The sequence below is a fragment of the Colwellia asteriadis genome, assembly GCF_039523295.1.
GTDB lineage: Bacteria > Pseudomonadota > Gammaproteobacteria > Enterobacterales > Alteromonadaceae > Colwellia > Colwellia asteriadis.
The window spans coordinates 20,477-46,891 of record NZ_BAAAFA010000004.1 but is presented as its reverse complement, the minus strand read 5'-3'; the positions used below and the strand labels follow the sequence as shown (position 1 = coordinate 46,891).

The 26,415-nt window shown below is 36.2% G+C and carries 24 protein-coding genes and 1 pseudogene; 4 read left to right on the top strand and 21 right to left on the bottom strand.

Annotated elements, in window-relative coordinates:
• Nucleotides 1-28 precede the first annotated feature (28 nt).
• From ABD005_RS06690 to ABD005_RS06680, 3 genes are read left to right on the top strand one after another with little or no spacing between them, the layout of a single operon-like run.
• Nucleotides 29-1,111 carry a CDP-glycerol glycerophosphotransferase family protein gene (locus tag ABD005_RS06690; RefSeq protein ID WP_343816493.1) on the top strand — a complete coding sequence of 361 codons (1,083 nt, stop codon included), beginning with the start codon at nt 29-31 and terminating at the stop codon, nt 1,109-1,111.
• Between the two features lie 10 nt (nt 1,112-1,121).
• Nucleotides 1,122-2,366, top strand: a complete 1,245-nt coding sequence (locus tag ABD005_RS06685) for an oligosaccharide flippase family protein (protein WP_343816490.1) — start codon at nt 1,122-1,124, stop codon at nt 2,364-2,366.
• A 26-nt stretch (nt 2,367-2,392) separates the two neighbouring features.
• Complete coding sequence (locus ABD005_RS06680) at nt 2,393-3,598, top strand: glycosyltransferase family 4 protein (protein WP_343816487.1); 1,206 nt, start codon at nt 2,393-2,395, stop codon at nt 3,596-3,598.
• A gap of 106 nt (nt 3,599-3,704) precedes the next feature.
• On the opposite strand, the gene ABD005_RS06675 is transcribed toward ABD005_RS06680, so the two are convergent.
• The 20 genes from ABD005_RS06675 to ABD005_RS06580 all read right to left on the bottom strand — a co-directional run bounded on the left by ABD005_RS06675 (nt 3,705) and on the right by ABD005_RS06580 (nt 25,313).
• A complete protein-coding gene (locus ABD005_RS06675; RefSeq protein WP_343816484.1) occupies nt 3,705-5,114 on the bottom strand; it encodes a hypothetical protein in 1,410 nt (469 codons plus the stop codon).
• 108 nt (nt 5,115-5,222) lie between these two features.
• Entirely contained in the window at nt 5,223-6,437 is a 1,215-nt protein-coding gene (locus ABD005_RS06670; RefSeq protein WP_343816482.1) for a polysaccharide pyruvyl transferase family protein, read from the bottom strand.
• Between the two features lie 9 nt (nt 6,438-6,446).
• Complete coding sequence (locus ABD005_RS06665) at nt 6,447-7,757, bottom strand: lipopolysaccharide biosynthesis protein (protein WP_343816480.1); 1,311 nt, start codon at nt 7,755-7,757, stop codon at nt 6,447-6,449.
• A 147-nt stretch (nt 7,758-7,904) separates the two neighbouring features.
• Nucleotides 7,905-9,944 carry a secretin N-terminal domain-containing protein gene (locus ABD005_RS06660; RefSeq protein ID WP_343816478.1) on the bottom strand — a complete coding sequence of 680 codons (2,040 nt, stop codon included), beginning with the start codon at nt 9,942-9,944 and terminating at the stop codon, nt 7,905-7,907.
• Complete coding sequence (locus ABD005_RS06655) at nt 9,941-10,435, bottom strand: hypothetical protein (protein ID WP_343816475.1); 495 nt, start codon at nt 10,433-10,435, stop codon at nt 9,941-9,943. Before ABD005_RS06655 ends, ABD005_RS06660 begins: the two co-directional genes overlap by 4 nt.
• Nucleotides 10,432-10,977 carry a hypothetical protein gene (locus tag ABD005_RS06650; protein WP_343816472.1) on the bottom strand — a complete coding sequence of 182 codons (546 nt, stop codon included), beginning with the start codon at nt 10,975-10,977 and terminating at the stop codon, nt 10,432-10,434. The genes ABD005_RS06655 and ABD005_RS06650 overlap by 4 nt, the downstream gene beginning before the upstream one ends.
• On the bottom strand, nt 10,970-11,956 hold the full coding sequence (locus ABD005_RS06645; RefSeq protein WP_343816470.1) for a hypothetical protein: 987 nt from the start codon (nt 11,954-11,956) through the stop codon (nt 10,970-10,972). The genes ABD005_RS06650 and ABD005_RS06645 overlap by 8 nt, the downstream gene beginning before the upstream one ends.
• Nucleotides 11,940-12,794, bottom strand: coding sequence for a type II secretion system minor pseudopilin (locus ABD005_RS06640; RefSeq protein ID WP_343816467.1), 855 nt, complete (start codon nt 12,792-12,794; stop codon nt 11,940-11,942). The genes ABD005_RS06645 and ABD005_RS06640 overlap by 17 nt, the downstream gene beginning before the upstream one ends.
• A complete protein-coding gene (locus ABD005_RS06635; protein WP_343816464.1) occupies nt 12,778-13,470 on the bottom strand; it encodes a type II secretion system protein in 693 nt (230 codons plus the stop codon). The genes ABD005_RS06640 and ABD005_RS06635 overlap by 17 nt, the downstream gene beginning before the upstream one ends.
• A complete protein-coding gene (locus ABD005_RS06630) occupies nt 13,467-13,883 on the bottom strand; it encodes a PulJ/GspJ family protein (RefSeq protein ID WP_343816461.1) in 417 nt (138 codons plus the stop codon). Before ABD005_RS06630 ends, ABD005_RS06635 begins: the two co-directional genes overlap by 4 nt.
• Nucleotides 13,867-14,280 carry a prepilin-type N-terminal cleavage/methylation domain-containing protein gene (locus ABD005_RS06625; protein WP_343816458.1) on the bottom strand — a complete coding sequence of 138 codons (414 nt, stop codon included), beginning with the start codon at nt 14,278-14,280 and terminating at the stop codon, nt 13,867-13,869. The genes ABD005_RS06630 and ABD005_RS06625 overlap by 17 nt, the downstream gene beginning before the upstream one ends.
• Nucleotides 14,264-15,454 carry a type II secretion system F family protein gene (locus ABD005_RS06620; protein WP_343816455.1) on the bottom strand — a complete coding sequence of 397 codons (1,191 nt, stop codon included), beginning with the start codon at nt 15,452-15,454 and terminating at the stop codon, nt 14,264-14,266. Before ABD005_RS06620 ends, ABD005_RS06625 begins: the two co-directional genes overlap by 17 nt.
• Nucleotides 15,451-17,115 (bottom strand): GspE/PulE family protein, encoded by a 1,665-nt coding sequence (locus ABD005_RS06615; RefSeq protein ID WP_343816452.1) that lies wholly within the window; start codon nt 17,113-17,115, stop codon nt 15,451-15,453. The genes ABD005_RS06620 and ABD005_RS06615 overlap by 4 nt, the downstream gene beginning before the upstream one ends.
• Complete coding sequence (gene gspG, locus ABD005_RS06610; protein WP_343816449.1) at nt 17,115-17,525, bottom strand: type II secretion system major pseudopilin GspG; 411 nt, start codon at nt 17,523-17,525, stop codon at nt 17,115-17,117. Before gspG ends, ABD005_RS06615 begins: the two co-directional genes overlap by 1 nt.
• Before the next feature lie 158 nt (nt 17,526-17,683).
• Entirely contained in the window at nt 17,684-18,397 is a 714-nt protein-coding gene (locus tag ABD005_RS06605) for a DsbA family protein (protein ID WP_343816446.1), read from the bottom strand.
• Nucleotides 18,398-18,606: 209 nt separating this feature from the next.
• Nucleotides 18,607-20,448: a hypothetical protein gene (locus ABD005_RS06600; RefSeq protein ID WP_343816443.1), complete on the bottom strand. Its 1,842-nt coding sequence runs from the start codon at nt 20,446-20,448 to the stop codon at nt 18,607-18,609.
• A 551-nt stretch (nt 20,449-20,999) separates the two neighbouring features.
• Nucleotides 21,000-22,655: a long-chain-fatty-acid--CoA ligase FadD gene (gene fadD, locus ABD005_RS06595; RefSeq protein WP_343816441.1), complete on the bottom strand. Its 1,656-nt coding sequence runs from the start codon at nt 22,653-22,655 to the stop codon at nt 21,000-21,002.
• 336 nt (nt 22,656-22,991) lie between these two features.
• Nucleotides 22,992-23,981, bottom strand: a complete 990-nt coding sequence (locus ABD005_RS06590) for an alpha/beta fold hydrolase (RefSeq protein WP_343816438.1) — start codon at nt 23,979-23,981, stop codon at nt 22,992-22,994.
• 10 nt (nt 23,982-23,991) lie between these two features.
• Nucleotides 23,992-24,684, bottom strand: a complete 693-nt coding sequence (locus ABD005_RS06585; RefSeq protein WP_343816435.1) for a M50 family metallopeptidase — start codon at nt 24,682-24,684, stop codon at nt 23,992-23,994.
• Between the two features lie 188 nt (nt 24,685-24,872).
• Nucleotides 24,873-25,313: a hypothetical protein gene (locus ABD005_RS06580; protein WP_343816432.1), complete on the bottom strand. Its 441-nt coding sequence runs from the start codon at nt 25,311-25,313 to the stop codon at nt 24,873-24,875.
• Between the two features lie 99 nt (nt 25,314-25,412).
• On the opposite strand from ABD005_RS06580, the pseudogene ABD005_RS06575 reads away from it, so the two are divergent.
• A pseudogene (locus tag ABD005_RS06575) lies at nt 25,413-25,685 on the top strand (hypothetical protein).
• Nucleotides 25,686-25,709: 24 nt separating this feature from the next.
• Here ABD005_RS06575 and tsaB read toward each other — a convergent pair.
• Nucleotides 25,710-26,408: a tRNA (adenosine(37)-N6)-threonylcarbamoyltransferase complex dimerization subunit type 1 TsaB gene (gene tsaB, locus ABD005_RS06570; protein ID WP_343816429.1), complete on the bottom strand. Its 699-nt coding sequence runs from the start codon at nt 26,406-26,408 to the stop codon at nt 25,710-25,712.
• Between the last annotated feature and the right edge of the window lie 7 nt (nt 26,409-26,415).

Below are 26,415 nucleotides of genomic sequence, written 5' to 3'. Positions count from 1 at the left end.
GATTAAATTACTCAAAATTCTATCGGCTATGATTACTTGGTTACTTATTAAAGTGCCTCACAGAAAGAAGTATTATATTTTTTCTTCTAAATATGGCTTTACAGATAACACTAAATATTTATTTTTATACTACCTAAAACAAGGTCATCATTGTGTTTGGGTTTCTTCTGATCAAACTTGTTATCAAGACGTTAAGTATATAATTAAAGACTCCCCGCATTCTAAAGTGGTTAAACGAAACTCTGGTTTATTATTAATCATTCTCGCAAGAGCTAAGTATATTTTTGTTACGCACTCGCTCTTTGATTTAGCCGTTTTTTCGGTTAAAAGCTGCCCGGTAGTGAACCTTTGGCATGGGATCCCAATAAAAAAAATGGGATACGACTCTAACAATGATATAGCACTGCTTTCTTTAAACTATTCAAACCCATACACCATTAACGACTTTGTAATATCATCATCAGAAGCAACCAAGCCATTTTTAGTTTCTTGTATGAACATACAGAGCGCTAAAGTACTCCCTTTAGGGCAACCAAGGAATGATTTTTTGTATCAGAATAAAAATAATGATGCCTTAATTAACAAGTTAAAAGCCTGTTATTCCGAAAAAAATAACAGTAAAGTTTTTGTATATGCGCCAACCTTTAGAGATCATGGTGATACCTCTTTATTAATATATCGCGACTTGATTACATCATTCTCTAAAAATGCTCAAGAGAGCGATATGCTCATACTTAGGCTGCATCCTAAAGAGCGAGAATTAGTATCAGGCATAGCGCTTCCTAGCAATGTAGCATTAAGCCTGATAAGTGATGTTCAAGAAGAGTTGTTAATCGCAGATGTATTAATATCTGACTACTCTAGTATTATTTTGGATTTCAGTATACTAAGTAGACCAATTATTTTGTATACGCCTGATAAAGATAACTACTTTGCTAATCGAGGAGGCAGTTACTTTAATTACAATGATATTATACAGGGTTGTGTTCACGTTAATAACAGTGAATTAAATTCAACTTGGCAGAAAAAATTGAAAAGCTCAAGTATTAATACTCAACTCAATCTTCACGTCCCCAATTCTTGCAAAGCATTATACGACAGGTTTAATTAGAAAGACGCCCATGAATTTATTAAAAGGGAGTGCCGTAGCTCTAGCACTAAGAGTATTATCTGCATTAATTAGCTTTGTGGTTGCAGCAAGTATCACAAGAAACCTTGGTACTGAGCAAGCAGGTTTATACTTCTATGCAACATCACTAATTGTGCTTGTAGTGAGTGTATGTAGCTTAGGGTTAAATAACACCGTATTAAAACATGTTGCCATTTACGACAGCCAAAAAGACAATAATAAACTGAATGCTGTAGTCAACAAATCAGTATTATGGAGTATATCTTTTAGCCTTTTAGTTATTACTATTTTAGCATTATTATCACTATTATTACCCTTTTCAAAGCAACCACTTACGTATCAATATTATTTTCTGTTAACAATACCCAGCCTGGCAATTATAGCGCTTATTTCTCATGCTATTCAGGCAAAAGGGAATATTGCTGTATCAATGATTATGGCAGGGCTTATACAACCCTTAAGTTTTTTACTGATCAATTTTTATCGTGAACCCAAGGACATAACCACACTCGCTGAGTGCTATTTGATCAGCGTTACTATTGCGTTAATATTCAGTGCTGTCTTCTGGCTAAGACGAAGTCAATTCATATTCACGATAAACTTTGACTCAAAAGTGTTGCTCGCAAGCTGTTCATCCTTACTAATATTTCAAGTATTTCAACAATTCAATACGGTAATTGGCCAGTTATTCCTAGGTGTTTGGGGAAGTAACACTGAAGTTGCGCTATTTGCAGTTAGTATCAAAGTTGCTACGCTAACAAGTTTTATTATGTTTGCTGTCAATAGAGTAGTTGCCCCAAAGTTTGCCTCACTCTACGCAAAAAATGATATGGAAGGATTGCAAAAAGCCGTAACCCAATCCAAGCGAATCATGCTAGCAGCCACCTCCCCTCTAATATGCATTTTATTAATTTTTCCTGAGTTTGTACTTTCCTTGTTCGGTAGTGAATACAAAGAAAGTGCCCCAGTCCTAAGAGTATTAGCATTAATTCAATTTTTTTCTGTTTGGGTAGGGTCAGTTTCATATTTACTAATAATGACAGGGGAAGAGAAAACTCATAGAAATAATGTAATCATTGCTAGCATTTTATCAAGTGTTTTAGGCTGTATTATCGTGCCCTACTACCCTTTATGGGGAGCTGTTATAATAAGCGGTCTATGCGTTATACTAACTTGTTATTTATCAAGCCGAGCCGTCACCAATAAATTAAATATAAAAATATTCAGCTTATTTTAATTAAGCTTGAAAGCTAAAGAGGTTTTATGAAAATAGGTATAGTTACCACCTGGTTTGAACGTGGTGCCGCTTACGTTAGTAAGCAAATTAGAGATGTACTTGTTGAACAGCAGCATGACGTTTTTATTTTTTCTCGACACTTCTGCCCTGTCATACCTAGTAATGAAAAATGGAATGAAAGTTTTGTTACGCGTGCAAAAAGACAAGAAAGTCCAATGCCAACAGACATAAATAAAAAAGAGTTTTATGCTTGGATAAAAAAAGAAAGTATTGAGTTAATTATTTTTAACGAACAGCACTACTGGCAACCTGTACTATGGGCAAAAGAATTAGGCATTAAAGTGGTTGCTTATGTCGACTATTATAAAGAGAATACCGTAGAGGCGTTTGGGGTTTACGACCAAATTTGGTGTAATACCAAGAGGCACTTTTCGGTATTTGAGCATTTCCCGCAAGCAAAATATATCCCCTGGGGAACCGATACCAACACCTTTATTCCTCAAGAAAACAACAATGAACAGGTAACTTTCTTTCACTCTGCAGGAATGAGTCCTTTCAGAAAGGGCACAGATATATTTATTCAAGCAGCCGCAGAGTTAGCAAAAACACATACTAACTTTCGTGTGTTAATCCATTCACAAGTCGATTTAATCGAAAGCTTACCTAAACTTGCAGATGACATAAAAAGCCTTGAACAAAAAAGCATTTTATCGGTTGTATGTGAAACTGTTACAGCCCCCGGTTTGTATCATTTAGGTGATGTTTACGTATACCCATCTAGGCTCGAAGGGATTGGGTTAACTATTGCTGAAGCACTGTCTGTAGGATTGCCAACAATAGTCACAGATGAAGCTCCAATGAATGAGTTTTCTAGCCCTTTCTGCCAAACGGTTAATGTCGAGAAAAGATACGCTAGAGCTGATGGTTATTACTGGCCTCAATCTATTGCGTCGTATAAAGATTTAGCAAAAAAGATGTCTAGTTATGTAAACGATATAGATTTCGTACAACTAAAAGAGCAAGTTAGAGCTTATGCTGTTAATAATTTATCTTGGCATGAGAACTCAAAAAGCTTAGGTTCACTTGTTACAACATGCGAATCATTAGACATAAATACAAATAGTGTTGATGCTGCCAACCAAATTGATCAATATAAACTACCTTATTTTGAGCGCTTTAGGTATATCTACTACTTAGCCTATGATCTTCATCGATTTTTCAGAAAAAAATAGCGCCAGCTTAATGCACCTTAATACAAGACCTATTGCGATATTAAAGGTGCTACATCGTTTAACCTTAGCGTATCAAAATCAAAAAATGACTATGGTTAACTAGCAATCAACACCAGCGCTTAATTTTTTGACTAATATAATTATAAAACCTTTTAGGTAGTTCATTTAACGACTTGCAATTAAAAGGAGTCTCAAGTAAATCTGGTTGTAAATAACTCATAATTTTCGGTTGAGGATGCTCAGTGGTTAATGAGAGCAGATCCAGAATGTCCTGACAGTTAGCAGGGTGTATACGATCAAACCCTGTTAAGTCACTTGCTTGTTCAAGTGCGGACAACCAGCCAGAAACACGCTGTTCTAAATAAAAACGATCTTTAAAGCTTAGGTTTGAACGATTTTCTTGTGTGTGTTTAATCCAAAGTTTAATCGACTGTTCGTGCAATTTAGACTCTTTTAAAATAGGAAAGCACTGTTTTAAGTTTTCCATAATATCGGCTTCTGACGATAAAGAGTCATTAATTAGCGCTGTGGAATAAATTTTCCTACCGACCTCCCAAACTCCCCCTCTTAATATAATTTTTTTCTGGCTACTAGAGCTCTGCTCTAATGGTTCATATTGCCCATACGAATAAAATAATACGCCTGCGTCGGCAGCTTGTCCTGACGAGTTTGCTACATACTCGGCATATTTATTATCATCAAAAGCATTCTCTCTTTTAATAAATTGAAGAGAAAAATCATATTTTGTCGCTAATATAGGCGGTAAGCTTTTATCAGCATGAGATAAATTATCATGCTCAAATAAAAAAGCTGAAAATGAAGCCTTATTATGCAGTAAAGCCGCTAAAATAGTTCTTGAATCGAACCCTCCTGTTAAGGGAAGGTAAACATCATCACCATACTCAGCGCTAACATTTTTTATTATTTCCGCTAACCTTTTAGCTAACGTAATATAAAGTTCATCGGGAGCTAAATGCACAAACTTATTTTCAAGGTAAGGTCTATTATCAATCGTTAACTCGTCGATATTGAGACTCTGTCCAACCAGTAGTTTTCGGACACCTTTAAGCTTTGTTAAAGGTGGCGGAAACCAATTCATAGCATTACCGTACTCAATATTTTTAAAGTCTTTTTCTTCTTCAAACAGGAATTGCTCGTTCAGTAGCGCTAAGCTTGATGAAATAACCGCCCCCTCTAGCAGATCTGAATAATAACAGCCCAACATACCTCCAGGATCAGTATAAAGGTTATTACCCACAAGTATGATCCAGCGCCCACTCCAATTGGCAGTTAACATATGACAGTTATTATCCGTCATATTATTCAGATCATCGAGAATAGTCCCAGATACACTCTTAAAGGCACTACCAATCAATATATTCTGCTTACAATGGCTTACCAAAATAGATAAGTCATCATGGTAATAGAGAAAAAGGTTATCATTCAACGCTAAACTTTTAAACCTAGGGTAGGACAACTGCTTTTTACAAATCAAAAATTGTCTTTTATGTTCCATTTACCATTTTCCAAAATACTTATTACTAAACACAGCTTCACTAGAACACAATACTAAACATTAAAATACCAAATCAAGAGTGATAAAAAACGCAAATAAAATCATGTATTAACTTAAGTTATCAGCTTGATAGTTATTATCAATACAGCTTAGAATCTCTTGGTAATTATGTTTAACCTTATTAATATTCAAAGCTGTTTTAGCCTTTAGATTGGCTAAGCTTTCTGCTGTGATAAGTGAAGGTAAACCCGCGATATTTTCAATTGAATAACACTGATTAAATGGTGAAACACTCCAATCATCCAGGAAAGCATTTAACTTAGTTATATTTTTATTAATACCAAAGTGCGGTATGTCAAATGACATCGCAGTAATAGCCCCATGCAAACTAGTACCAAAGTACGCTGCAGAGTTTGTAATCACAAACATAATTTCCCAAAGGGTCAAATTATGAAACAAGGCGGTATTATCAGGTATTGCTTTATGTATCTTTTGTAGTAAATATAAATCATCATGCCCTGATGCATAACCTATAGGCAATAGTACAACTTTCTTGTTACTTTGTTGGCTAAGCGCCAAAATATAGTTCACACAATCACTGACTGAACTACCTACCTTATTAGGTGCTGCTTGAAAGACAAAGTAATCGTCTGGTAATGTTACAAATAACTTCTGTCTTACTTGCTTTGCTAAAGTCGCTTTATCAATAAGAGCAGACATTATGTAAGCTGAATCTGGCGCCAATACAGCTTCTTTCCCTAACACTTGAAGATTATTGAAGGTACGCTTATCTCTTACTGATAAATACGCCGAGCCTACAATTCGATCTTTAACATCAAGTAACTCTGTTGGAGTTAAGTTATTGACATCACCACCAACCGTATTAAAAATAACTTTAACATCATTGGTAAAAAACTTATTTGCAGGAATAAAAGGAAACTCCCACTTGGTGGAATATTGAGATTTAGCATAGTAATTAAACAGTCTTGGTAATAGCTTTTTAAAAACTTTCAAACTGAAATGGTGAATAAAATTATCTTGCATATGCAAAAACAATGACTGATTTCTACCACATAACACTTCCCCGCCTATTACAACAACAGCGGATCCACCAGGCAACGTATCTATTATTTCGTTAATACTGTTAGTTTTATAACAACAGAACTTTTCAAGATTCGACGAACTAATTGCAGCATATTCAAATTCAAATTCTCTTAGAACATGTTTTGCATACTTTTCAACAAATAACTGAAAAAGTACGGGCATTAAATTGTCACCATAGTTATACCTATCAAAGGCGCCGAACAACACTATTTTTTTCAATTCTTTTCCTTAGGCTCTATCATTACACATTAAGCTTTTATCATGTTTTTTAGCGCTTGTAATAACATATGTAATTAGCAGTAATTGAGGAATAATACTCACTAAACTATGCATTGCTATGGCGTAAATGTAATTATCAAACCAATACACCCCTAAATAAAAACCACTAACAGATAAGAGCAAACTCATAATGCTATTAGTTAATAAAAAGCGCTCTAATCGCAATACAGGAATAGCAGCCACACAACCGCGATTAATAAAACCAAAATAAAAACGCAATGCTAACCATTGAGATAATATACCCGCTTCAAACCAGTTAGAGCCAAAAACAAAACTAAAAATCTCGGGCCCAATAAAAACAAATAAAATTAATGGTGGTAACGCTAATATGGCTAAACCTAAGGTCGCTTTAATAATTAAAGGACTAATTGCTTTAGCATTAATATAGGCTTCATTAATTTGTGGGAAAAGCACATCATTCACAGACTTCGCAATTAATGTCACTGGAATAAGTAAAGTGCTTTTGCAAAGTGTATATAACCCTGCTGGAACAGGACCAAACAAACTAAGCAATAATATTACCGGTACGTTTTGATTTATATTCGCTAATACCCCTTGAGGGCTTCTATAGCTCGGAAAATCCTTATACTCACTCGCCATTTTTTTATCATAACGCCAGCTCATCCGGAGCCAGTACCTTTTTTTTGCTTTGAACCTTATCTGAAAAAATAAAAGTAATGAATGAATAAGCGCAGCAAGCATACTCAGCAATATTAAAGTCTTTCCTAACGGCAAAAACACACCAAACAATACCTTTAAGCTATTGGCAATCAAGGACTGTAATATCATCACCTTTGCACTCAAAGCAAATAGCTTATACCTAATCACCCACTGACTAAAAATAGTTAATATCGTGCTAATAAATACCGCACAAGGCAGGCTTACAACAATAAATAAGCCATTGTTTATCTCTAAGTGAAAAAGACTTATTACTTCATCTTTAAACATAAGAAACAAAAACAAAATAAATAAACTAAACAAAGTGACAATCACTAACGATAGGTTAGCTAACTTTGTTGCATCTTTATTTTTTTGAGGAAGGACTATTGCCATGGGGTAACTAAGTGCAGCTAGAGGCAAAAAAATACTCAGCAATGCAATAAAGCTACCTAATATCCCTATTGCTTCAGGAGAATAAAGCCTAGTTATAATAGGAGAAGCAAATAAAGTAATTAATTGTGCTCCCGCAGTACCACCAATAATAATTGTAATATTTCGGATTAATTTGTTCTGCTTAATTGAATGTATAAAAGGGAGCAATTTTTTATAACTTCTCGTTTGTGATAAAACTATATTACAAGGAAACTTAGTGAATGTTAACGCTGCACTTTAATGGTATATAAAATAAAAATGAGCCAATATAGTCATATATTGGCTCATTAAAAAACTGTCGTTAGCTAACGGCTATTATTTAATAACAATAGGCGCACTATAAAGTTCTGACATCGCTTCACTAAACTCATCAACTTGAACAGAGTCACGAACTATTTTAGTGGTTATTAACATAACTAACTCTGTTCGTGTAAAGGTATCAGTAGTACTTGAAAACAGCTTACCAACAATAGGCAAACTACCTATTACGGGAACACCATTATCTATCGCATTTTTATTCTCTTGAATTAAGCCACCTAACGCCACAGTTTGTCCATTTCGAGCAATAATTTCTGTATTAATCGCACGATTAGTAATCGTTGGCGTTTGAACTTGCGTATTAGCACTCGCCTTGCTGCTACTCACTGACATCGAAACACTTAACGAAATAACACCATTTGAGTTAATCGTTGGCGTCAATGATACATTTACACCCGTTGAACGATATTGCACAGAATTGGAAACAGAACCATTATTACCAACATCTTCTACCACTTGAGTAATAATAGGAATTTGATCGCCAGAGCTAATAGAGGCCGACTCGCCATCACGAACAATCAAGTAAGGTCGAGAGATAACCCTTGCATCATCTTGCTCCTCACTCCAATTTAAATCAGCTTGCCAATTACCCGATGTAAATAATGCCCCAATAGAGCCAGAGCTTAAAAAATCTATTTTAGAAACATTAGGCTTAGTTTGTGAATTATCATACAGCCAATTAATCCCTGACTTCATATCATCTTTTAGCGTCACCTCTAAAATTGTCACATCCAGAATAACTTGTCCAGGCAGTACATCTATTTTTTCTAATAGCGATAATATCTGCTTGTACTTCATTGGAGTAACATTAAAAATCAATGCGTTTTGTTGCTTATCTAAACTGAAGGTTGTTGTTCCGCCTGCATTATTAGTATCTGCTTTGTTAATTGCTTCTCCTGGTTTTTTCACAGGCGTATTACTAGCAGTGTCATTGAGTAAAGTCTGTAACGCTGATTGCATTTCCTCCGCTTTAGCATACTTAGGTTTATACACAAAATATTGCTTTTGATCACCAGCTAATGGTACATCCAGTTTCTTAGCCCAATAATGTATCCTATTAATCACGGCTTCACTTGCCGCATAAGCCACAAAGGAGTTAATTCGAGTCATAGGAACAAACGAAATATCTGCAGGATTATTAAGAGAAAAACCATCCTCCTTTAATAAACCCGTAATTTGCTCAATAGCATCTTCAGGTGCCATATGTGCAAACTCAAACAAACGTATTTTTCGACCATAAGCACGAGGCACATCTAACATATTAATAAGTTTTAAGGCGCGAGTAATTTCTTCTCGCTCACCCTCTAAAATAATTAACTTTTGTGCTGAGTTGATCGTGACTTTAGCTGTAGAAAGTTTTTTCATAATACTAGTTATATTACGACTTTCACTGTAAGTATAAGGCACTATATGCGTAATTTGACCGCTAATATCTGGTACATCCTCTTCATTAACACCAATACCTAAAGTAATACTATTTTTCTTATTACTACTAGACGCTTTCGCTAGGTATAGAATATTGTCTTTTCTGTAGGTGCTAATACTGTTTTGAACTAATATCTCATTCACTGAAGCATAAAAGGCAGTACGTGAAATAGGGCTAGAAATATTTAAGGTTAAACTGGTTTTAGAAGCCGCTAACTCAGGCGCTAAAACATAATTCATATTAAGTAACTCATTAAATACTTTATTTGAAAACTCTTTAATCGTTAACTGGTCGGCAACAAAAGTAATTGGTTCACCTTCAAGTTGTAGCTCTTTTTTAGCTTTATCAATTGACTCATTAAGCCCACCTAAATCAGAAACTTCCGTTACACTAAACGTACCAGTAACATCACTTTCAGGTAAACCATTTTCAGGCTCCGCTTCTTCACTAATATTAGTCCGTAAAATAGAGGGTTTAACCAGTATTTCAGAATCTCTTAAGTTTTTCTTTTCAAGTGGAGCTTTATTATCTTTGGTTGTAGTACATGCCACCAGAGACAATAAAGCAAAAGTGATGATTATCTTTTTTATATTTTGGTCAAAGGTTTTCATAGTGAGTCTGATACTTCCTTCGGTAAATCAGTAACTGAAATAGTCGCGGTCTTAAACATACTTAAAGTGACCTCTTGTATACCATTATCCAGCTTTGCAGAATTAGGGTTAATAGCACTTAAGGTATAATCATAGAGTTTATCTCCTACAATCATATCAAATTGTTTTTTCTCATTTCTAGCTTCAGTGCTTATGCGTAGTTTGTGATTATTTTCTGAGGTATAAATAACAACAAGCTCAATTATTACATCAAAAGTGCTAGGTAACTGCTCCTGTTCAACTTGCTCTTTTTCCTCTAAGTATTCAACATTAAGTAATAGTGCTAAGTTTTTAATGTCGGCCACGTCTACAACATGTTTTTTTACTTCCTTAACAGCAATTACATCATTTTTTTCTAGCGATGCATCTGTGTTATTAGGTACATAAATATAACTAAAGAATAGCCAAATCAACCCGAAAAAAACCAATACAGCAATTGCTACATTTCTCATGATCGTTTAAACACCTTTATAAATTCAATATCAGCAATTACTCTATGGGGAGTTGCTTTATTGCTATTTAATCGTAATTGCCTAACCCTGTTTCCCACGGAATAGTTTTCAAAATTTCCAATAATATTCAAAATTTCACTATAATTTCCTTTTATATTCACTCTACCTGCAAAAACGGCAAAGCTATCATTTATTTGAATTTCTCGTAACGGTGATTTTTGATTCACTTCAACGTCGTACTTAGCCAAGTGTGTTTCCACTTCCTTAAGCCAAACAATCGCAGAGTCTTCTCCTTTAGCAACAATAGCTAAGTTAGCAAGCGTGTCGGTAAACTTAGTCGCCAACTCATCACGCTGTGTTTCTAATAATTGAGCTCTCTCAATTAATTTCTCTTGCTTAATTAATGTATTTTGCTGTGAAATTATAGACAACTGAGTATTATCAACCCACTCAAACCAAGGGATAATAAGATACTCAGCAAGCAATATAACACCAATAGCGATGAGCCCAACAGATTTAATATTGAATGTAAATTTACTCATGAAAAACCACCTCTATAACAAAAACTTCTTCGCCGGCTCTATTTTTAGCTAACGCGCGAGCAAATTTAGCTTCGCTCACCGCAGGGTGATTTAGTAAAAGAGTGAGTAAATTAGTTGCAGATGTTTCAGCGGTCCCTGTTATTTTCACCCCTTTAGGGTGAAGGTGAATACGCTGAATGAAGTATTTTTCTTCATTAAAACTTAAGCTACTTAATATTGCTAGCACATTAGGATTTTCTTGCCCGAAAGTGTCAAAGTCTAACTTGGACTGAGCTTTAGCTCTTAACTCTCGCTGAGTTTTTAATGCATTTTCAACAGTAACAGCGTTACCTGCAACCTCACTTTTATAATACCCTAAACTAAAGTGAAGGTAAGCTGACGATATAACAGTAAAAGCAGCAACGCCAAAGGCACATAAAGTGGCTAACTTTTTAAATGAGAGGCGCTGCATACTCAACGTCTCATTTTTTAGTTTCGGCAGATAAAAACCGACTAAATTAACTATATTTTTTTGTGATATTCTCTCTATTTCACTTTTTACTGGTGTTACCGTGTCGGTAATATTTTCATGTAAATTAACCTGTTGCTCTGTTTGAGATTCTTCTTGAAAGTCTTCCCCTAAAGGATAAATAAATTGGCATCGTGTCCTAATTTTATCGATATATTCGGTAGGTAATGCAAAATAAACAACGGTTATTTGTGATGTACTTAATTGTTTAACTCGCCAAAAAACATGTCCAGAAAAAGGAGCAATGCTTCTCAACTCTGCTTTAATTATTTTAGGTAAATCAAACAGCGTAACATTAGAGTATTGACGCTCTGCTCGCCAATAAACATCACGTTCAAGCAAACAAACAGTAGCAAAGCTACGCTTTTTTTCTTTATTCGTTAAGGAGCTTAAACCTTCTTTAGCATTAAAAGTGTAATCAATACTAAAAATACTATTGATACTTAAAAGGCGACTAAAATATTTTTTCATTAGCGACGAAAAAAGGCTGGAAAGTATCAGCCCCCCTCATTAAGAGAAATTGTTTATGTAAAGACACGCCCTTATCTTCGAATGATAATGTAACGAGATACCCGCCTGTGGGGTAGCTATATCCTCCTTCTCCAGTTGAGAACGAGTTATACTCTTCACTATTTTTTGTATTAATTCCAGCGGCGGAGTATAAAGGCTTGGGGGCATATTGTCCATTGATATGCCCATGCCCATAAAGTATCAACCAAGGAGATATTGCACGATAAACATCAGGCTCAATAATATATGCGAGCTCTTGTACAGTTTGTAACTGTCTATTCGATGGAAAAAAGGGATACTCTTGATAATCCCCCTGCTCTTTTCCTTCTATACGCGTTAACGAGTCTGCATCTTGCCAGTCTTGCAATCTATCGTGAAAAACCAGCAATTGCTCGCTATTATAACCGTTTTCAATAAGTAATCGATTAAATGACTTCTCATCAAAAGGGAATAACGAAACTAAACCACTCAAATCTTGCACGGATAAGTTCACATTTTCATAACTTGCTACCGCCCCTTTAAAGTCAGGAACTAAGGTTTCAAAATCAACACCATTAAGCACATAATTAGGGCCAACTAAATGTAAAGGTGTGGACATCATTTTATAAATAAAGGTTGATTGACTGCTGTGCAAAGCTACCTCAGCAAGCGCCCTGTGCTTAACCAAAGCCGATAATTTCATATCTAAGCGACTCTGATGAAGCATCAACGTCATAATAACTGACATTATCGCGGTGATCATAATAACAATTAAAAGAGCAGCACCTTGCTGCTTTTTCTGCTTAACCTGCAAAGCCATGTTTATCTCGTTTAGCTATTGGTAATTCTTGTGGTACCTCAAACATAAACTCATTAGGTAATAAACCTAGAGCATTACTAGTAGATATTTTGATATACAAGGGTAAAGCTAGTGTTTCAGCGCTATCATATTGAGAACGCCATTGCGGTTTGGGTTTTACATTAACATTAAGGTACTCTGAAAAGTAACTATCAAGCTCTAGCGCATTTTTCCAACTAAAATACGAAAACCTAATATTCTCTCCCTTTAAGTACAATTTTTTCTCTAAGCAGTCACGCTCTCTAAATCGATAATTCATCAACGAAATAGTACCTAACGCTTGCTCACAATAATACAATTCATTACCTGACTCTGCTAAAAAGAGTGTTGAGATAGTTAAAGGCTCATTAAGGTAACTCGGGTTATACGAAACAAATGATAAGCGTTCTTTTTCTCCGAGAAAAAATAACCTCGACTTATTATCATAATCAACATAATAATAAGGCTCAAGCGCTTTAATACTCGTATTAATAATTTTACGTTGACTTAACAACGACAACGCATGAGCTTGGCTATTTTTACTCGCTGTGGCTGAAAAAAAATAACGATACGATGATACAGCCAACGTAATTAATATGCTAAAGATCACCATAGAGACTAGCACTTCAATCAGCGTATAACCTTTACATTTGATCATGGCATAGTCCAAACTAACTCTGTGTAGCCGTACACTTTCTTATTGGTACCTACATGACTAACAATAACGTTATATAAAGTAAGTAAATGCAATGAAGCTCCTGCCATACCTTCTCCATTATCTAAACCTATCATGGGTGGGCTAGCGTTTTTTGCTAAGGCACGCCATTGATATTGCGTATTAGCAATACGAATGTTTCCTTCACGAATATCAGTATGAGTTAAGTAATATTTGATACGACCATGAGAAAACTCAGTTAGGTAAGCATGCTCTACAGCTCTTGCTAACCGTTGTTCATTTAATATTTTTGTACGAGCAACCATACTAATAGCGCTTATGGCAATAAAAAGAATAATGCCAGCAATAAGTACTTCAACAAGGGTCATACCTCGTTGTTTATATGGATAGTTCAATAACTTGACCTCCATTCTTTTTAGTAATACTTAATACGTTATTATCAAACGTAGCCTTACTATCAAAAGCGAACGTCTGCTTTTCAAAAATCAAGTTGTTAAATTCAAGCTGTCTTAATGTATCACCACTGCTGAGGTCGCTTACCGTAAACAAATTATTCTCTACGGTAACTTCTAAAGTTGCTCCTTTAAAGTAAGCATAATGACGACAATAACTTGATAATGATTTTAGCTTAGCTATTTCAGCACGATATTGAGTTTGCTCTAGTTGTTGCCACATTGCTGGCATAACAATAGATGAGCTTAAGCCGATAAGTACTAAGACAATCAACAACTCAATCAAAGTAAAGCCTTTATTAGCTTTATGTAGCGGTTGTTTTTTAGAAAGATACATCATTAATTGACACAATACTTAGCAGCATAATAATAACAACTGAGCCAACAACACCGCCCATAATTAAAATTAATAACGGCTCCAGCAACGCAGTAAATTTCATTAACCAAGTCTCAAAGTTTTGTCTTGACCTTGACGCTATTTCACGAAAAGAATTAGCTAATGTGCCACTTTCTTCACCTACGGCCACTAACGAAAGCGCTACATCGTCAAATAAACGTATACTTTGCAAGCTATCACTTAATTGACTACCAGAAGAAACTTGGCCTGCAATTGCCAATAACTTTTGTTTAAGCGATACATCAATAACCGTTTCACCTGCAAGCTTTAGTGCCGTAGATAAATTAACGCCGCTTTCTAAGGTTAGTTGTAGAGCGGTAGCAAAACGTATTCTGTCAGACTTATTGGTTATACCTTTAATTAAAGGCAACTTCACCATAAAGCTAATAAATTGATTACGAGTTTTAGGTTGATTAAAAAAATAAATACCAAAAAAAATCAATGCGGCAACAACGACTACGGCATGAATTTGATATTGCTGTACGTTTTGACTAACATCCAGTAAAAATTGAGTATACGAAGGAACCTCTTCCATAGACTCAAACATAGTTGACATACTCGGAACAACAAAATTGAAAATAGCCCAAATAGCACTAACGCATACCAATAGAATAAAAAACGGGTAACTTATCGCTTGTAAAACCTTACTTCTTAAGCCTATTTGAAAGCGTAAATTTTCACTTAAACGGGTAAAAACCTTAGGTAAATTACCGGTACTTTCCCCTATTTTTACCATTTCACAATATAGTGATGAAAAAATATCGACTCGCGTTTCAATTGACTCACTTAGCGACTTACCCTTTTTCAATTCCTCAAGAATGCTTGTCCATACGCGACCAATACCGCTTTTGGTATTGGTTCGAGATAAAACGTCTAGCGCTTTATCTATTTTCAAGCCATTGTTTAATAAAATAGCAAGCTGTTCAGTAGATTGTTCAATATCCGCTAATGATATTTTAGTTGATACCGACGTTAATTTAACAACACTAATCGATGTTACTAATAAATTACGTTTAGCAAGCATTTTCTCTGCTTCAGCTTTAGTTTGAGCGCTCAGCTCTCCAGTTTCATACTTGCCTGCGCGATCATAAGCCTTATAACGAAATAACTGACTCACCCAGCCACCCTAAGCACTTCATCTATTGAAGTAACACCTTGTAGTGCTTTTAAAAACCCATCTTCTTTTAACGAGCGCAAGTTGTTCTCTTTCATTAACAAATGCAAATTATCTAATAGTTTTTCATCTTTAGGTAAGCGCTTTACTTGAATATCGCAAGGTAAATACTCTAAAAAAGCTACCCGTCCTAAGTAACCAGACTGTTCACAATGAGTACAACCCACAGCGGTATATAAAGTAAAGTCATCTATATCATAACGCTTGGCTAAATCGGTCAAATCATATTTATCAATCAAAACCGATGACTCTTCACTTGGTTTTTTACAATGATGACATAAAGTTCTAGCTAAACGTTGTGCCATAATTGACACTAAACCTGCATTTAATAGGTACTCTTCAATACCTAACTCCATTAAACGTGTATACGCTGACGGAGCATCATTGGTATGCACAGTACTAAACACTAAATGCCCGGTTAAAGCAGATTGCAGCGCTATTTTGGCTGTTTCATTATCCCTGATTTCACCGACCATAATCACATCGGGATCTTGTCGTACAATACTTCTCAAACCAGCAGAAAAATCAAAACCAATATCAGGGTTAACTTGTACTTGGTTAATACCTGGTAGCTGATATTCAATGGGGTCTTCTAAGGTAATTATTTTAATATCAAGGGTATTAATTTGATTTAAAAATGAATAAAGTGAGGTGGTTTTACCTGACCCTGTAGGGCCTGTCATTAAAATAACCCCCGAAGTACGCTTTAAATCATCATTCACTTTATTAATTAAATCTTCAGCATAACCGAGTTTTTGAAGATCAAATTTCACTGCATTTCGTATTAAGAAACGCATTACTACACTTTCACCTTGCCCTAATGGCAAACTAGAACAACGAATATCAAGATCAGTGCTCCCTGCACGCATCTCAATTTTACCGTCTTGTGGGCGCCTTTTTTCAGCAATATCCATATTCGATAAAATTTTAATACGTGAAATAACCGCGAGCTGTAAACTATGAGGGATAGGGTCAGCTTCTTTTAGGATACCGTCGATACGATACCTAGCACGGTAGCGACCATTAATCGGTTCAATATGTAGATCTGATGCTCCTAACTTAACCCCTTTATTAATGAGGTTATTTACTAAATTTACAGTCGGCGCCCCTAAAGCTAATTCTTTTAGCATTTCAACATTATCACCACTAATATCTACTTGCTGAGCATTAGGCAACATAGCCTTATATTGTTCTTGAAATAGCTCAAAGTCTTTTTCAGTAACACAAACAAAAACCACGTCGTAAGTCAAAAAACGGCTGTAATCAAAGGCTTCTTTATGGTGTGGTGAGCAAATAGCAATTGTTAGCGTATTATCGTCTAAATTCACCGCGGTCATCTTATACTGTGCTAAAAAATCAAAATTAACATCACTTAATAACACGAGTTGTTCAGTGCTTAAGTTAAAGCCATCATACCAGCGCACTAAACCTAATAATTCACAATAAATATCACACAGTTGCTCTTCGTCAATCCAACCCGAATGAGATAGTATTTGCTCTAAGTTATGACCTGAGCTATTTTGATAGTTTTTTGCTTCGTCTAAACGACCGTTATCAATTAACCTATGCTGACGAACATAGTTTTCAACATTAACATTCCACATTAGAATTCCACATCAGCGTCTTCGCCTTCACCACCAACTTTTTTATCTCGGCCTAAACTTTTTAATGAAAAGCCTTCACCGCTTTGTTCACTAGCAGTGCGGCTATATTCGTAGTCGTTTTTCCATGGATCTTGAGGTATAGCTTGTGGAAAATAAGGCCCATCCCACGACTCATCTTCAGACGAAAGTAATTGGTTTAAATTCTCAGGATAATAGCCTATATCTAAGCGATAAGAGTCTAGAGCTGTTGCAAGTACTTGCATTTGTGCTTTTGCTGTTCCTACTTTAGCTGATGAAACTTTGCTAAACATTCGCGGTGCTACTATCGCTGATAGTAACCCTAAAATAACCATAACAATGAGGAGCTCAACTAAAGTAAACCCTGATATTTTACGCATATTATATTTCATAGTAACCTTATCGTGACATCTCTTTTATTTCTGTTTTACCGTGTTGATTATGTACTAATTTTGTCGCTTAAATAATACTTTATTTATCTATACTTGTAGCTAACACGTTAACTATTTAGCTCATTAGTTAACGTGGTAGCTACAAAAAAGTCAATAAACTACTTAGCCAATAACTTATCAAATATAGCGGTAAAGCTCTCTACAGAGCCTGTGCCATTTACAATTTCATAATCAGTAATAACATTCCCTTGACGTTTGCCAATAACAAAAGTCGGTGTAGAAGCAAAGCCTAATTTTTTCGCTTCATGTAGTGAACTAGTAATTTTATTATGCACGCTTACATCTTTGAGACAAGCATCAAAAACGTCTTTATCAAGGTTATTATCGCTAACAATGGTTTCTAAATCACTACTGCTAAATTGTGCGCCTTTTTCAAATAAAAAGTTTTTAGCGTCAGTGTAAGCGCCTTGTGCAGCAGCACAACGTAAGGTAACCGCAGCATAAGCGGCACGAGGGTGAATATTCGCCAAAGGTAATTCTTTACCTACAAACTGCACTTTACCAGTATCAACATAATCAGCCTTAAGTTGTGGCCAAATATTTTTATGGTAACGTGCACAGAATGGGCAATGTAAATCGGTAAATTCAAGTAGCACAATACTCGCGCTATCGTCGCCAACGCGTTGTCCATCAGCAATTGATATTTCGTCTGGGCGCACTAGCTCACCTAAACCTACCTTTTGAGCTACAAGCGCTTGAATATGTTTAAGCTCTTTAATTTGCGCTTTCAACTCATTAATTTCATTATCGTTAGACGTTGTTTGACAAGCACTGAGTAATACCGCTAACGCGATTATCATTAGTTTTTTCACGTGATTTCCTCTTTATTAAAACCCTATTGAATATACAAATAAATATACAAAAATAAAATATACAACATACAAAAAAAAAGCCCTCGCATTGCGGGGGCTTTATTGTACTGTTTAGTCATTATTTAGCAATTAGTAAACGTAATATAAACGCTTAATAACACTTAATAATTGTAAAAAAGCATGTAGTAAAAATTAACTACGTTGCTAAATTACTGTGACCAATCGTTTTGGTCAAGTACAGGCATTACACGGTCAGCTGGAGAGCCGATAACTTTCTGTACAGCAACACCGTGAACTGAATCACGTGGTGCAGTTACAGTGAAAGTTACTGTGTGACGAGTTGAACTTGACTTGAAGTTAGCACCTAAGTCACCTTCAGCGTAACCGCCGTCTTGACCTAAGTAACCAGCAGCTTCAGCTTCTTCAACTAGTTTAGGTACAAAGTACACTACTGAAGATTGTGCAGGAACAGTACCTAATGATAGAGCTGTCATTTTACGATTTTCAACAGTACCGTTAACAGACTCACCGAAAATGTCGAATGTTACTTCAGCAGACTCGTCATGTTCGTTAGTAATACGTACAAAGTTACCTGAAGCACTTGTTACGTAAGGAACTTTAAGAACCGCACCGTTAACACCGATTTCATGAGTTTTCTTCTCTTGAGCACAGTGATCTAGTAAGCTAGCGTCTGAAAAGTCTAACGTGTAATGCGTATCAACAACGTAGTTGAAGTTCATGATTTTTGTATCAGAATCTGCTGTACGCTCGTTTGTAACAACATAAAACATTTCATTGTAAAGCGCGTTCTTTAATACATGGTCAGCAACTGGTGCATTGAACGGGTTAGTTTCAACACTAACATCTACACGAGGAGTGAATACATCTTCAGCATCAGTATCATATACTGGAGCATCCGCTTCAGTTAAACCAAAGTCAGCCCATAAAGTAGCAGCTTCTAACTCTTCTTGTTGAGTTAAAGCAGCTTCAGCATTTGCTGTAAGGTTTTGAGCATTGTAAAGACCCATTTCAACATCTGAACCAGGGTTAGTGCCTACAACAAACTTAGTATCTAAGTCGTCATCAGCATGTAACGTGTGGTTGCGGTCTAATAAAGGTGCACGGTTATAAAATGCAGTTTTATAAATAACTTGTTGTTGTTGAACAATTAAGTTGTCATCTGGTGTTGTTGAGTCATATACAAACTCAGTACGGGCAACAACAGCTGTACCTGCAATATCAGAGCTTTCAGCGTTAACTAAACCTTCAGCTGTAGTACCGCCGTGTAATGCATAAAACTGTGGAGAAATTTCAGCAATAACTTCAGGAACAGTTTCAGCACCAATAATAGTGTAACCTGTACCACCATCGGTAACTGCTTGAGTTACTTGGATAGATACAGAAGATTGACTCTCTGCAGTAGTACACTGTGAGTTACCTACATCAATACCAATAGGCTCAAGTGCAGCATCAGCAGCACCCACTGATGTACGAGAAAGTACTAAACGAGTACCTGCACCAATTTGAAGACCTGATTTAGTAATAAACGTAATAGTATTAGTACCGTCTACATCACCATCTGTTGAAGAAATAGCTTCAAAACCACCAGCACCATCTTCTTTAACTAAGTGGATAATATCATTATTACCAGCAAATCGAGCATTTGAACCAGAAAGGGTAAATTCGATTAACGTACCTGGAGGAATATCTGATGTTGGGATATAAACGATATGTTGGTCTAAACCTGTAGCAACGTTAATAGCTAAATCAGTGTTATCGTAATCAATTACGTACTGGTTTTCGCCATCAGCGTTAACATTAGTAAGCTCATATGCAATACCAATTGGGTCATTAGCTTGTAAACCTGCGTAACGGTTACCCGCAACATCGTTACAAGCGGCTTGAGTGAAAAGTGTAGTGAAATCAACAACTGCACCATCTGCAGCTACAGGGTATGTTTCAAAACAACCTGTTGTACCAGCAAAAGCAGAAGTTGATGCAAAAATACCAGCTACCGCTAAAGGTAACGCTGCTAAATTAAATTTTTTCATTCTTAGTTTACTCCATTTTATTTTTATCATGTTGATAACAACATGACTTATCAAACGCGTTTCATTAAATTAAAACTTTGTTCATTGTACTTATTGTTAGCCGTTAAGCCAGTTTATTTAGTTATAAGTTACCAGGCCCTGTTATTTTATTTCTCCGCTTCGTCAACAACAGAAATAATTGGCATGCCGTTCCTATTCATTAATAAATTGTAAATTTAAAACAATCAAGGTTAGCTCGTAACCTAAACAACTAAACTGACTTAGCATTTGTCTATCTATACAATGCAAACAAAATTTAATGGTTAGCACGCTTATTGTCAACCTATTAATAAAAAAAGACTGATAATAACTGTAAAAAACATAGCTAAATCAATATAAGTACAAAAAACATTCACCTGTTAGTATTTATCTAGACATCTTCAAATACAACATTCGCTTTTTTTATACGCTAGCGTAGCTCATTGTCATTATTACTGAGTCAGTGAAAAAGTAAATAACCTGACAAAATCCTCATTCTAAAAAAACAATTAAGTGTTTCTATTTATTGACAATTAACGTAACTCTCGCCTTAGTATTTTACCCACATTGGTTTTTGGTAACTCTTTCCTAAACTCAACAATTTTAGGCACTTTATAGTTAGTTAAGTTTTCACGGCAATGTTTAATTAATGTTGCTTCATCTAAGGTTTCATTCTTAGCGACAACAAATAATTTAACCATTTCGCCACTAACGTCATGCGGAACGCCAATGGCCGCAGCTTCAAGTACGTCTTCGTGCATTACCGCCACTTCTTCTATTTCATTAGGATAAACATTAAAACCAGAGACGATAATCATATCTTTTTTGCGATCAACAATAGTAAAAAAGCCTTTTTCATCCATAAAGGCAATATCACCCGTCGCTAGCCAACCCTCTTTAAGTACTTCATCGGTTGCTTCAGGGCAATTATAGTAACCACGCATCACTTGTGGACCTTTTACCCACATTTCGCCTGACTCACCTAATGGTGCTTCATTGCCATCTTCTAACATAATTTTAATGTCAGTCGATGAAGCTGGAATACCAATACTGCCGTCGTATGCAGTTAAATTATATGGGCTTAATGTGACTAATGGTGCGCACTCGGTTAAACCATAGCCTTCAAGTAAACGTGTACCGGTAATATTTTGCCAACGCTCTGCTACAGGTCGCTGTACTGCCATACCACCACCCAATGACATTTTTAAGTGACTAAAATCTAACTCATTAAAACCTTGAGTATTTAATAAACCATTAAATAAAGTATTTACGCCAGTAATCGCCGTAAAAGGATATTTACTTAGCTCTTTAACAAAATTAGGCATATCTCTTGGGTTAGTTATCAGTAAATTACTACCGCCTAAGGTGAAGAAGGTTAAGCAGTTAGCGGTTAAAGCAAAGATATGATAAAGCGGTAGAGCAGTAACTATTAGCTCTTCCCCTTCTTTTAATAACGGTGAAATAGCCGCTTTAGCTTGTTGTAAGTTAGCCACCATATTACGGTGGGTTAGCATAGCTCCTTTCGATGGGCCTGTAGTACCACCTGTATATTGTAAAAAGGCTAAATCATCGCCACATAATTCAACAGCGCTTAAGTTAAGGTTCATTCCCTCACTTACCGCTTTATTAAAACGTATAGTATTAGGTAAGTGAAATGCTGGCACCATTTTTTTCACGTATTTAACAACACTATTAACAATTGCGCCTTTAACAAAACCTAGGCGATCGCCAAGCGATGTCATAATCACACGCTCTACGGGTGTTTTATCAATAACTTTTTCTAAGGTGCTAGCAAAGTTTTCAATAATAAGCATTGCTTTAGCATTAGAGTCTTTCAATTGGTGCTCAAGCTCGCGCGCGGTATATAGCGGATTAACATTAACCACGGTCAATCCAGCGAGTAACGCACCAAATAAAGCAATAGGGTATTGCAAGCAATTAGGCACCATAATGGCAAACTTGTCGCCTTTTTGAAGTCCTAAGTCTTGTTGTAAATACGCAGCAAACGCTGTTGCTTGTGTCGCTAGCTCTTGGTAAGTAATACCAACGCCCATGTTAATGAAAGCAGTTTTGTCGGCATATTTAGTGGAATATTTATGAAACATAGCCACCAATGACGGATATTTATCTGCATCGATTTCAAACGGTACGTCACTTGGGTAACTTTTTTCTAACCAGATTTTTTCCACAATTACTTTCCTCGACAGCTGTTTCACTGTTATTTGTTATTGTTTTAACTATAGCGCAGATTTAATTATCGTTATTATACCTGTAATTAATCAAGACGCATGCCCCTGAGTGATGACTGTGCCTCAATTCATAGCATTTGATGAACTGATTTCTTTGAATAATTTAATGATTATTGTACTTTTTATAACAACTATAGTTATTTTTATTGTTTTAATTATATGAACACTGAAGTTTTATCAAATTTATCTGCAATGTACCAGTTTTTTAAACGAGTGTTTTAATTTTACAAATAAATAATACTTTTTCGTACACTTTAACGCCAGCGTGACTTGGTGTTACTCTTGATGCTGAACCGACCAAAACTCATTTAAAATTTTTGCAACCTCGCTAGGCTTTTCCATATGAATATGGTGTCCGCCATGTAGTTCGGTAACACTAAAGTTAGCAATAAGCTGAGTTGCCGTAGCTAAATGCTCTTGTACCATTTTAATGCCTCTATCTGCATAAATAAGTTTAACGGGGCATTGTATATCTTGCATCATTTGCTGTGCTTGACCGAGGGTTAACCGATAAGGTGATAAAATTCTTAAACGATTATCTGAGCGCCAGCACATGCCTTGTTCTGTTTCAAGTAATCCCCGCTTAACTAATAACGTCGCGTTATTTTCTGTTAAATCTGACACTAACAAACGCGCTTTAACTGCAGTAGATAAAGGAAAATATCGAATAGGATTACGTTGTTGTGCTTGCTTATTTTTAAGTCGTGCTTGCATACCTTTGCGCAATTGTTGCGTGGCTTGGCTTTCATCTTCGCAAATAAAGCCCAATGCATCGATGAGTGTTAATGTCCGTACTTTTTCAGGAAAAGCAGCAGCAAAAGCACTGGCGATCATACCGCCCATAGAGTGACCAACCACATCAACTTTTTGCCATTGATTTATTTCAAGTAACTCAAGAAGATCATAAACATAATCAAAAAAATGATAGTGAGCCCCAGGGCTACGATGCTCTGATAAACCATGCCCAGGCCAATCAATTGCGATAACTTTTGTATTTAACAAGTCAGTTTTATTTAAAGCCTCAAGCAGTGGCAAAAAACTCGCCGCATTGTCTAACCAACCATGTAAACATAAAACAATACGCTCATTACTGTGATTGGCATTAGCGTGGTTGTCATTGCTGTGCGTGACATTGTTATTAGGGCTGCTTTTATTAACACACGTTAACCCTGCTAAGGTTAAGGCATTTAATTGATACGCTATTGGCGCTATGATTGGCTTTACTAGTGGGGTTACTACTGGTGTGGTATTGTTTAGCGAAGTCATTTTTTACCACCTATTTTAACGAAGAAGCATTTTTAGGCGCGAGTGCGTACAGCGCAAATAATGCGATTAAACACCAAATAGCAACCCAAATAATCTCAGGGATAAAAGTCATGGAGGCTAATGTTGCACCATCACCGACATGGCGACCATCTAATAAATAAAACGGGCTAAATAAGCTATTTAATAAAATACTTATCCCTAAAAATTGCATAACAACTTGTAAGTAACGTAGCTGTTGCACTTTAATCGTTAACACAAAAATAGTGATTAAACACCCTAAAATAACCCAGGTTAATAAATCGCGACTCCAAAATATAACAGAGCAAAGTAGCAGCAATAAAATAGCACCCGAAAAAAATTGTGCGACACGCTGGTGAGCTTGTGCTAAACGATATATTCCCCAGCCCCAAAAGCTTGCGCCGGCATAACCTAAAAAGCTAATTAAAAAACTAAAACCACCTTGCGTTGTACATAAGCCAGCACCATTAGCAAACAACTGAATACGTATAATATTACCGCCAGTAATTAAAGCGGCAACACCATGACTTATTTCATGAAAATAACTTTCGAGCCAATTAAAAGGAAGAGCAACAAAGGGAATTTGTCGAATAATAATCGCGGCGATGAGTAACCAATAAAATTGGTATTTTTGCCAAAAGCCAACGGTTTTATTGTTTGAATTGTGAGTAGAGTAGTTGGTCATATAAGGTTATTTATAAAGTAAGTTATAAAAATTAATTACAGGAAAAGAGCGATAAAAAAGGCAAGCTAATGGAATAATATGAACGAGTATAGCGAAAACTGCACGTTAAATATTGTTTAAATACTACATGAGTAGTGAGCTAATACCATAACAACTATACATAACAGCTATACATAAGTGATATAGCATTATGCAAATAAGTCGACGCCAAAGAGCTTTTGTACGCTTTCACGTTGCGCTATATTGTTAACGGCTGAATAGGTAGAGACCGCTATATGGTTTTGCGAAGAAACTTGCTCTTTATAACTGCCTTGGTTAGTTTGAGCAAACGAAGCGCTATTTGAGTTAGATGCTAACTGGGTATTACCTGCATGAAAGTTATGCTCACTCGCTTGGTGCTTTTCTATGATCGCTAACTTGCTGTCATTAAGCTCAAAGTTTTGCTGCTCTTGCTTCGCTGTTGTTTGATTACTTTTTTCATCTGGATTAATGGCGTCGCGTCGAGCCCGATTGTCTCTATGCTCTAACGAACGGGCAGCGTCAAACGCTACGTCATTTTCTGAATTAGACGCGGTACGATTAACACCAGCGTTAGCGGCTAAGTGAGTAGATGAATTAATTATTTGCATAAGCTCAATTTAGCAAAAAAAACTTGTTTTGACTAGGGACTGTTGATCTTTCGCGGTTAAATTTTGTTCGAGATAAAAGCGTTTTAATCGCGGCGGACAGTGTGTTGCCTAGTCATTCTAAGCAAATACTGTTCAACAAAGAGTAAAACGCTTTTAGCCGAATCCTTCGGACAGCGTTTGTTGGTCATTTTTACTGCGTTATCACCTTTTTAGGTAACGCTACATGGATGTAGTTTATTAGACAATGCAGGAGCTTATTGTCCTGAATAACCACACGAAAAAGGCTCTGCCTTGTATAAATACCCAACAAAAAACTGCAAAAATAATCTCGAAAGGTCAAAAGTCCCTAAGAAAAGAACAGCTATTTTATAAAGTAGCTGGCGAAAAGGAGTCGTTTTATTCACGCCCCGGTAATTTTTGCCAAGAAACGGTATCGCGTACATAAACCGGCTGCGCTTCTTCAGCACTAACACCGAGCCCTTGGCTAAATTTAGCAGCGCCAATAGTTAACATTGCGACCGCATTAGGAAATAAAATTTCAGGGCTGCCGTCATTACTTTTCAATACAGAGAGCTGCGCTGAATAAGCATCCCAACCAGTACCAACACCGTAAGCAGCATTAGGGGCAATGTTCGCGAAATGTTGCGCTAGCTTTTCTGGTGGTGTTACCGCCTCATCACATTGCGCTTGCATAATGTTGTTATCATCAACAATAAAATAACCGTTGTATACTTCATTCATACGCGCATCTATCGCCGCAATCACTTGTTTTTGCTGATATTGCTCAAACGCGCTTTGCGCCATTGCTTGTAAGCTAGAAACGCCTACAACGGGTAAATTAGCTGAAAAAGCTAAACCTTGCGCCACACCAACGCCAATTCTTACGCCAGTAAAGCTGCCAGGGCCTTGGCCAAAAATCAAACCGTCTAATTGCTGTAATGTTACGTCTGCTTCTTTAAGCAACTCATCAATCATAGGCAATAATCGTAAACTATGAGACTGCGGGCATAACTCATAACGACTATAAACATTATCATTTACTTGAAGGGCGACAGAGCAAGCTTCTGTTGAGGCATCAATGGCCAAATAATTCACAATACAT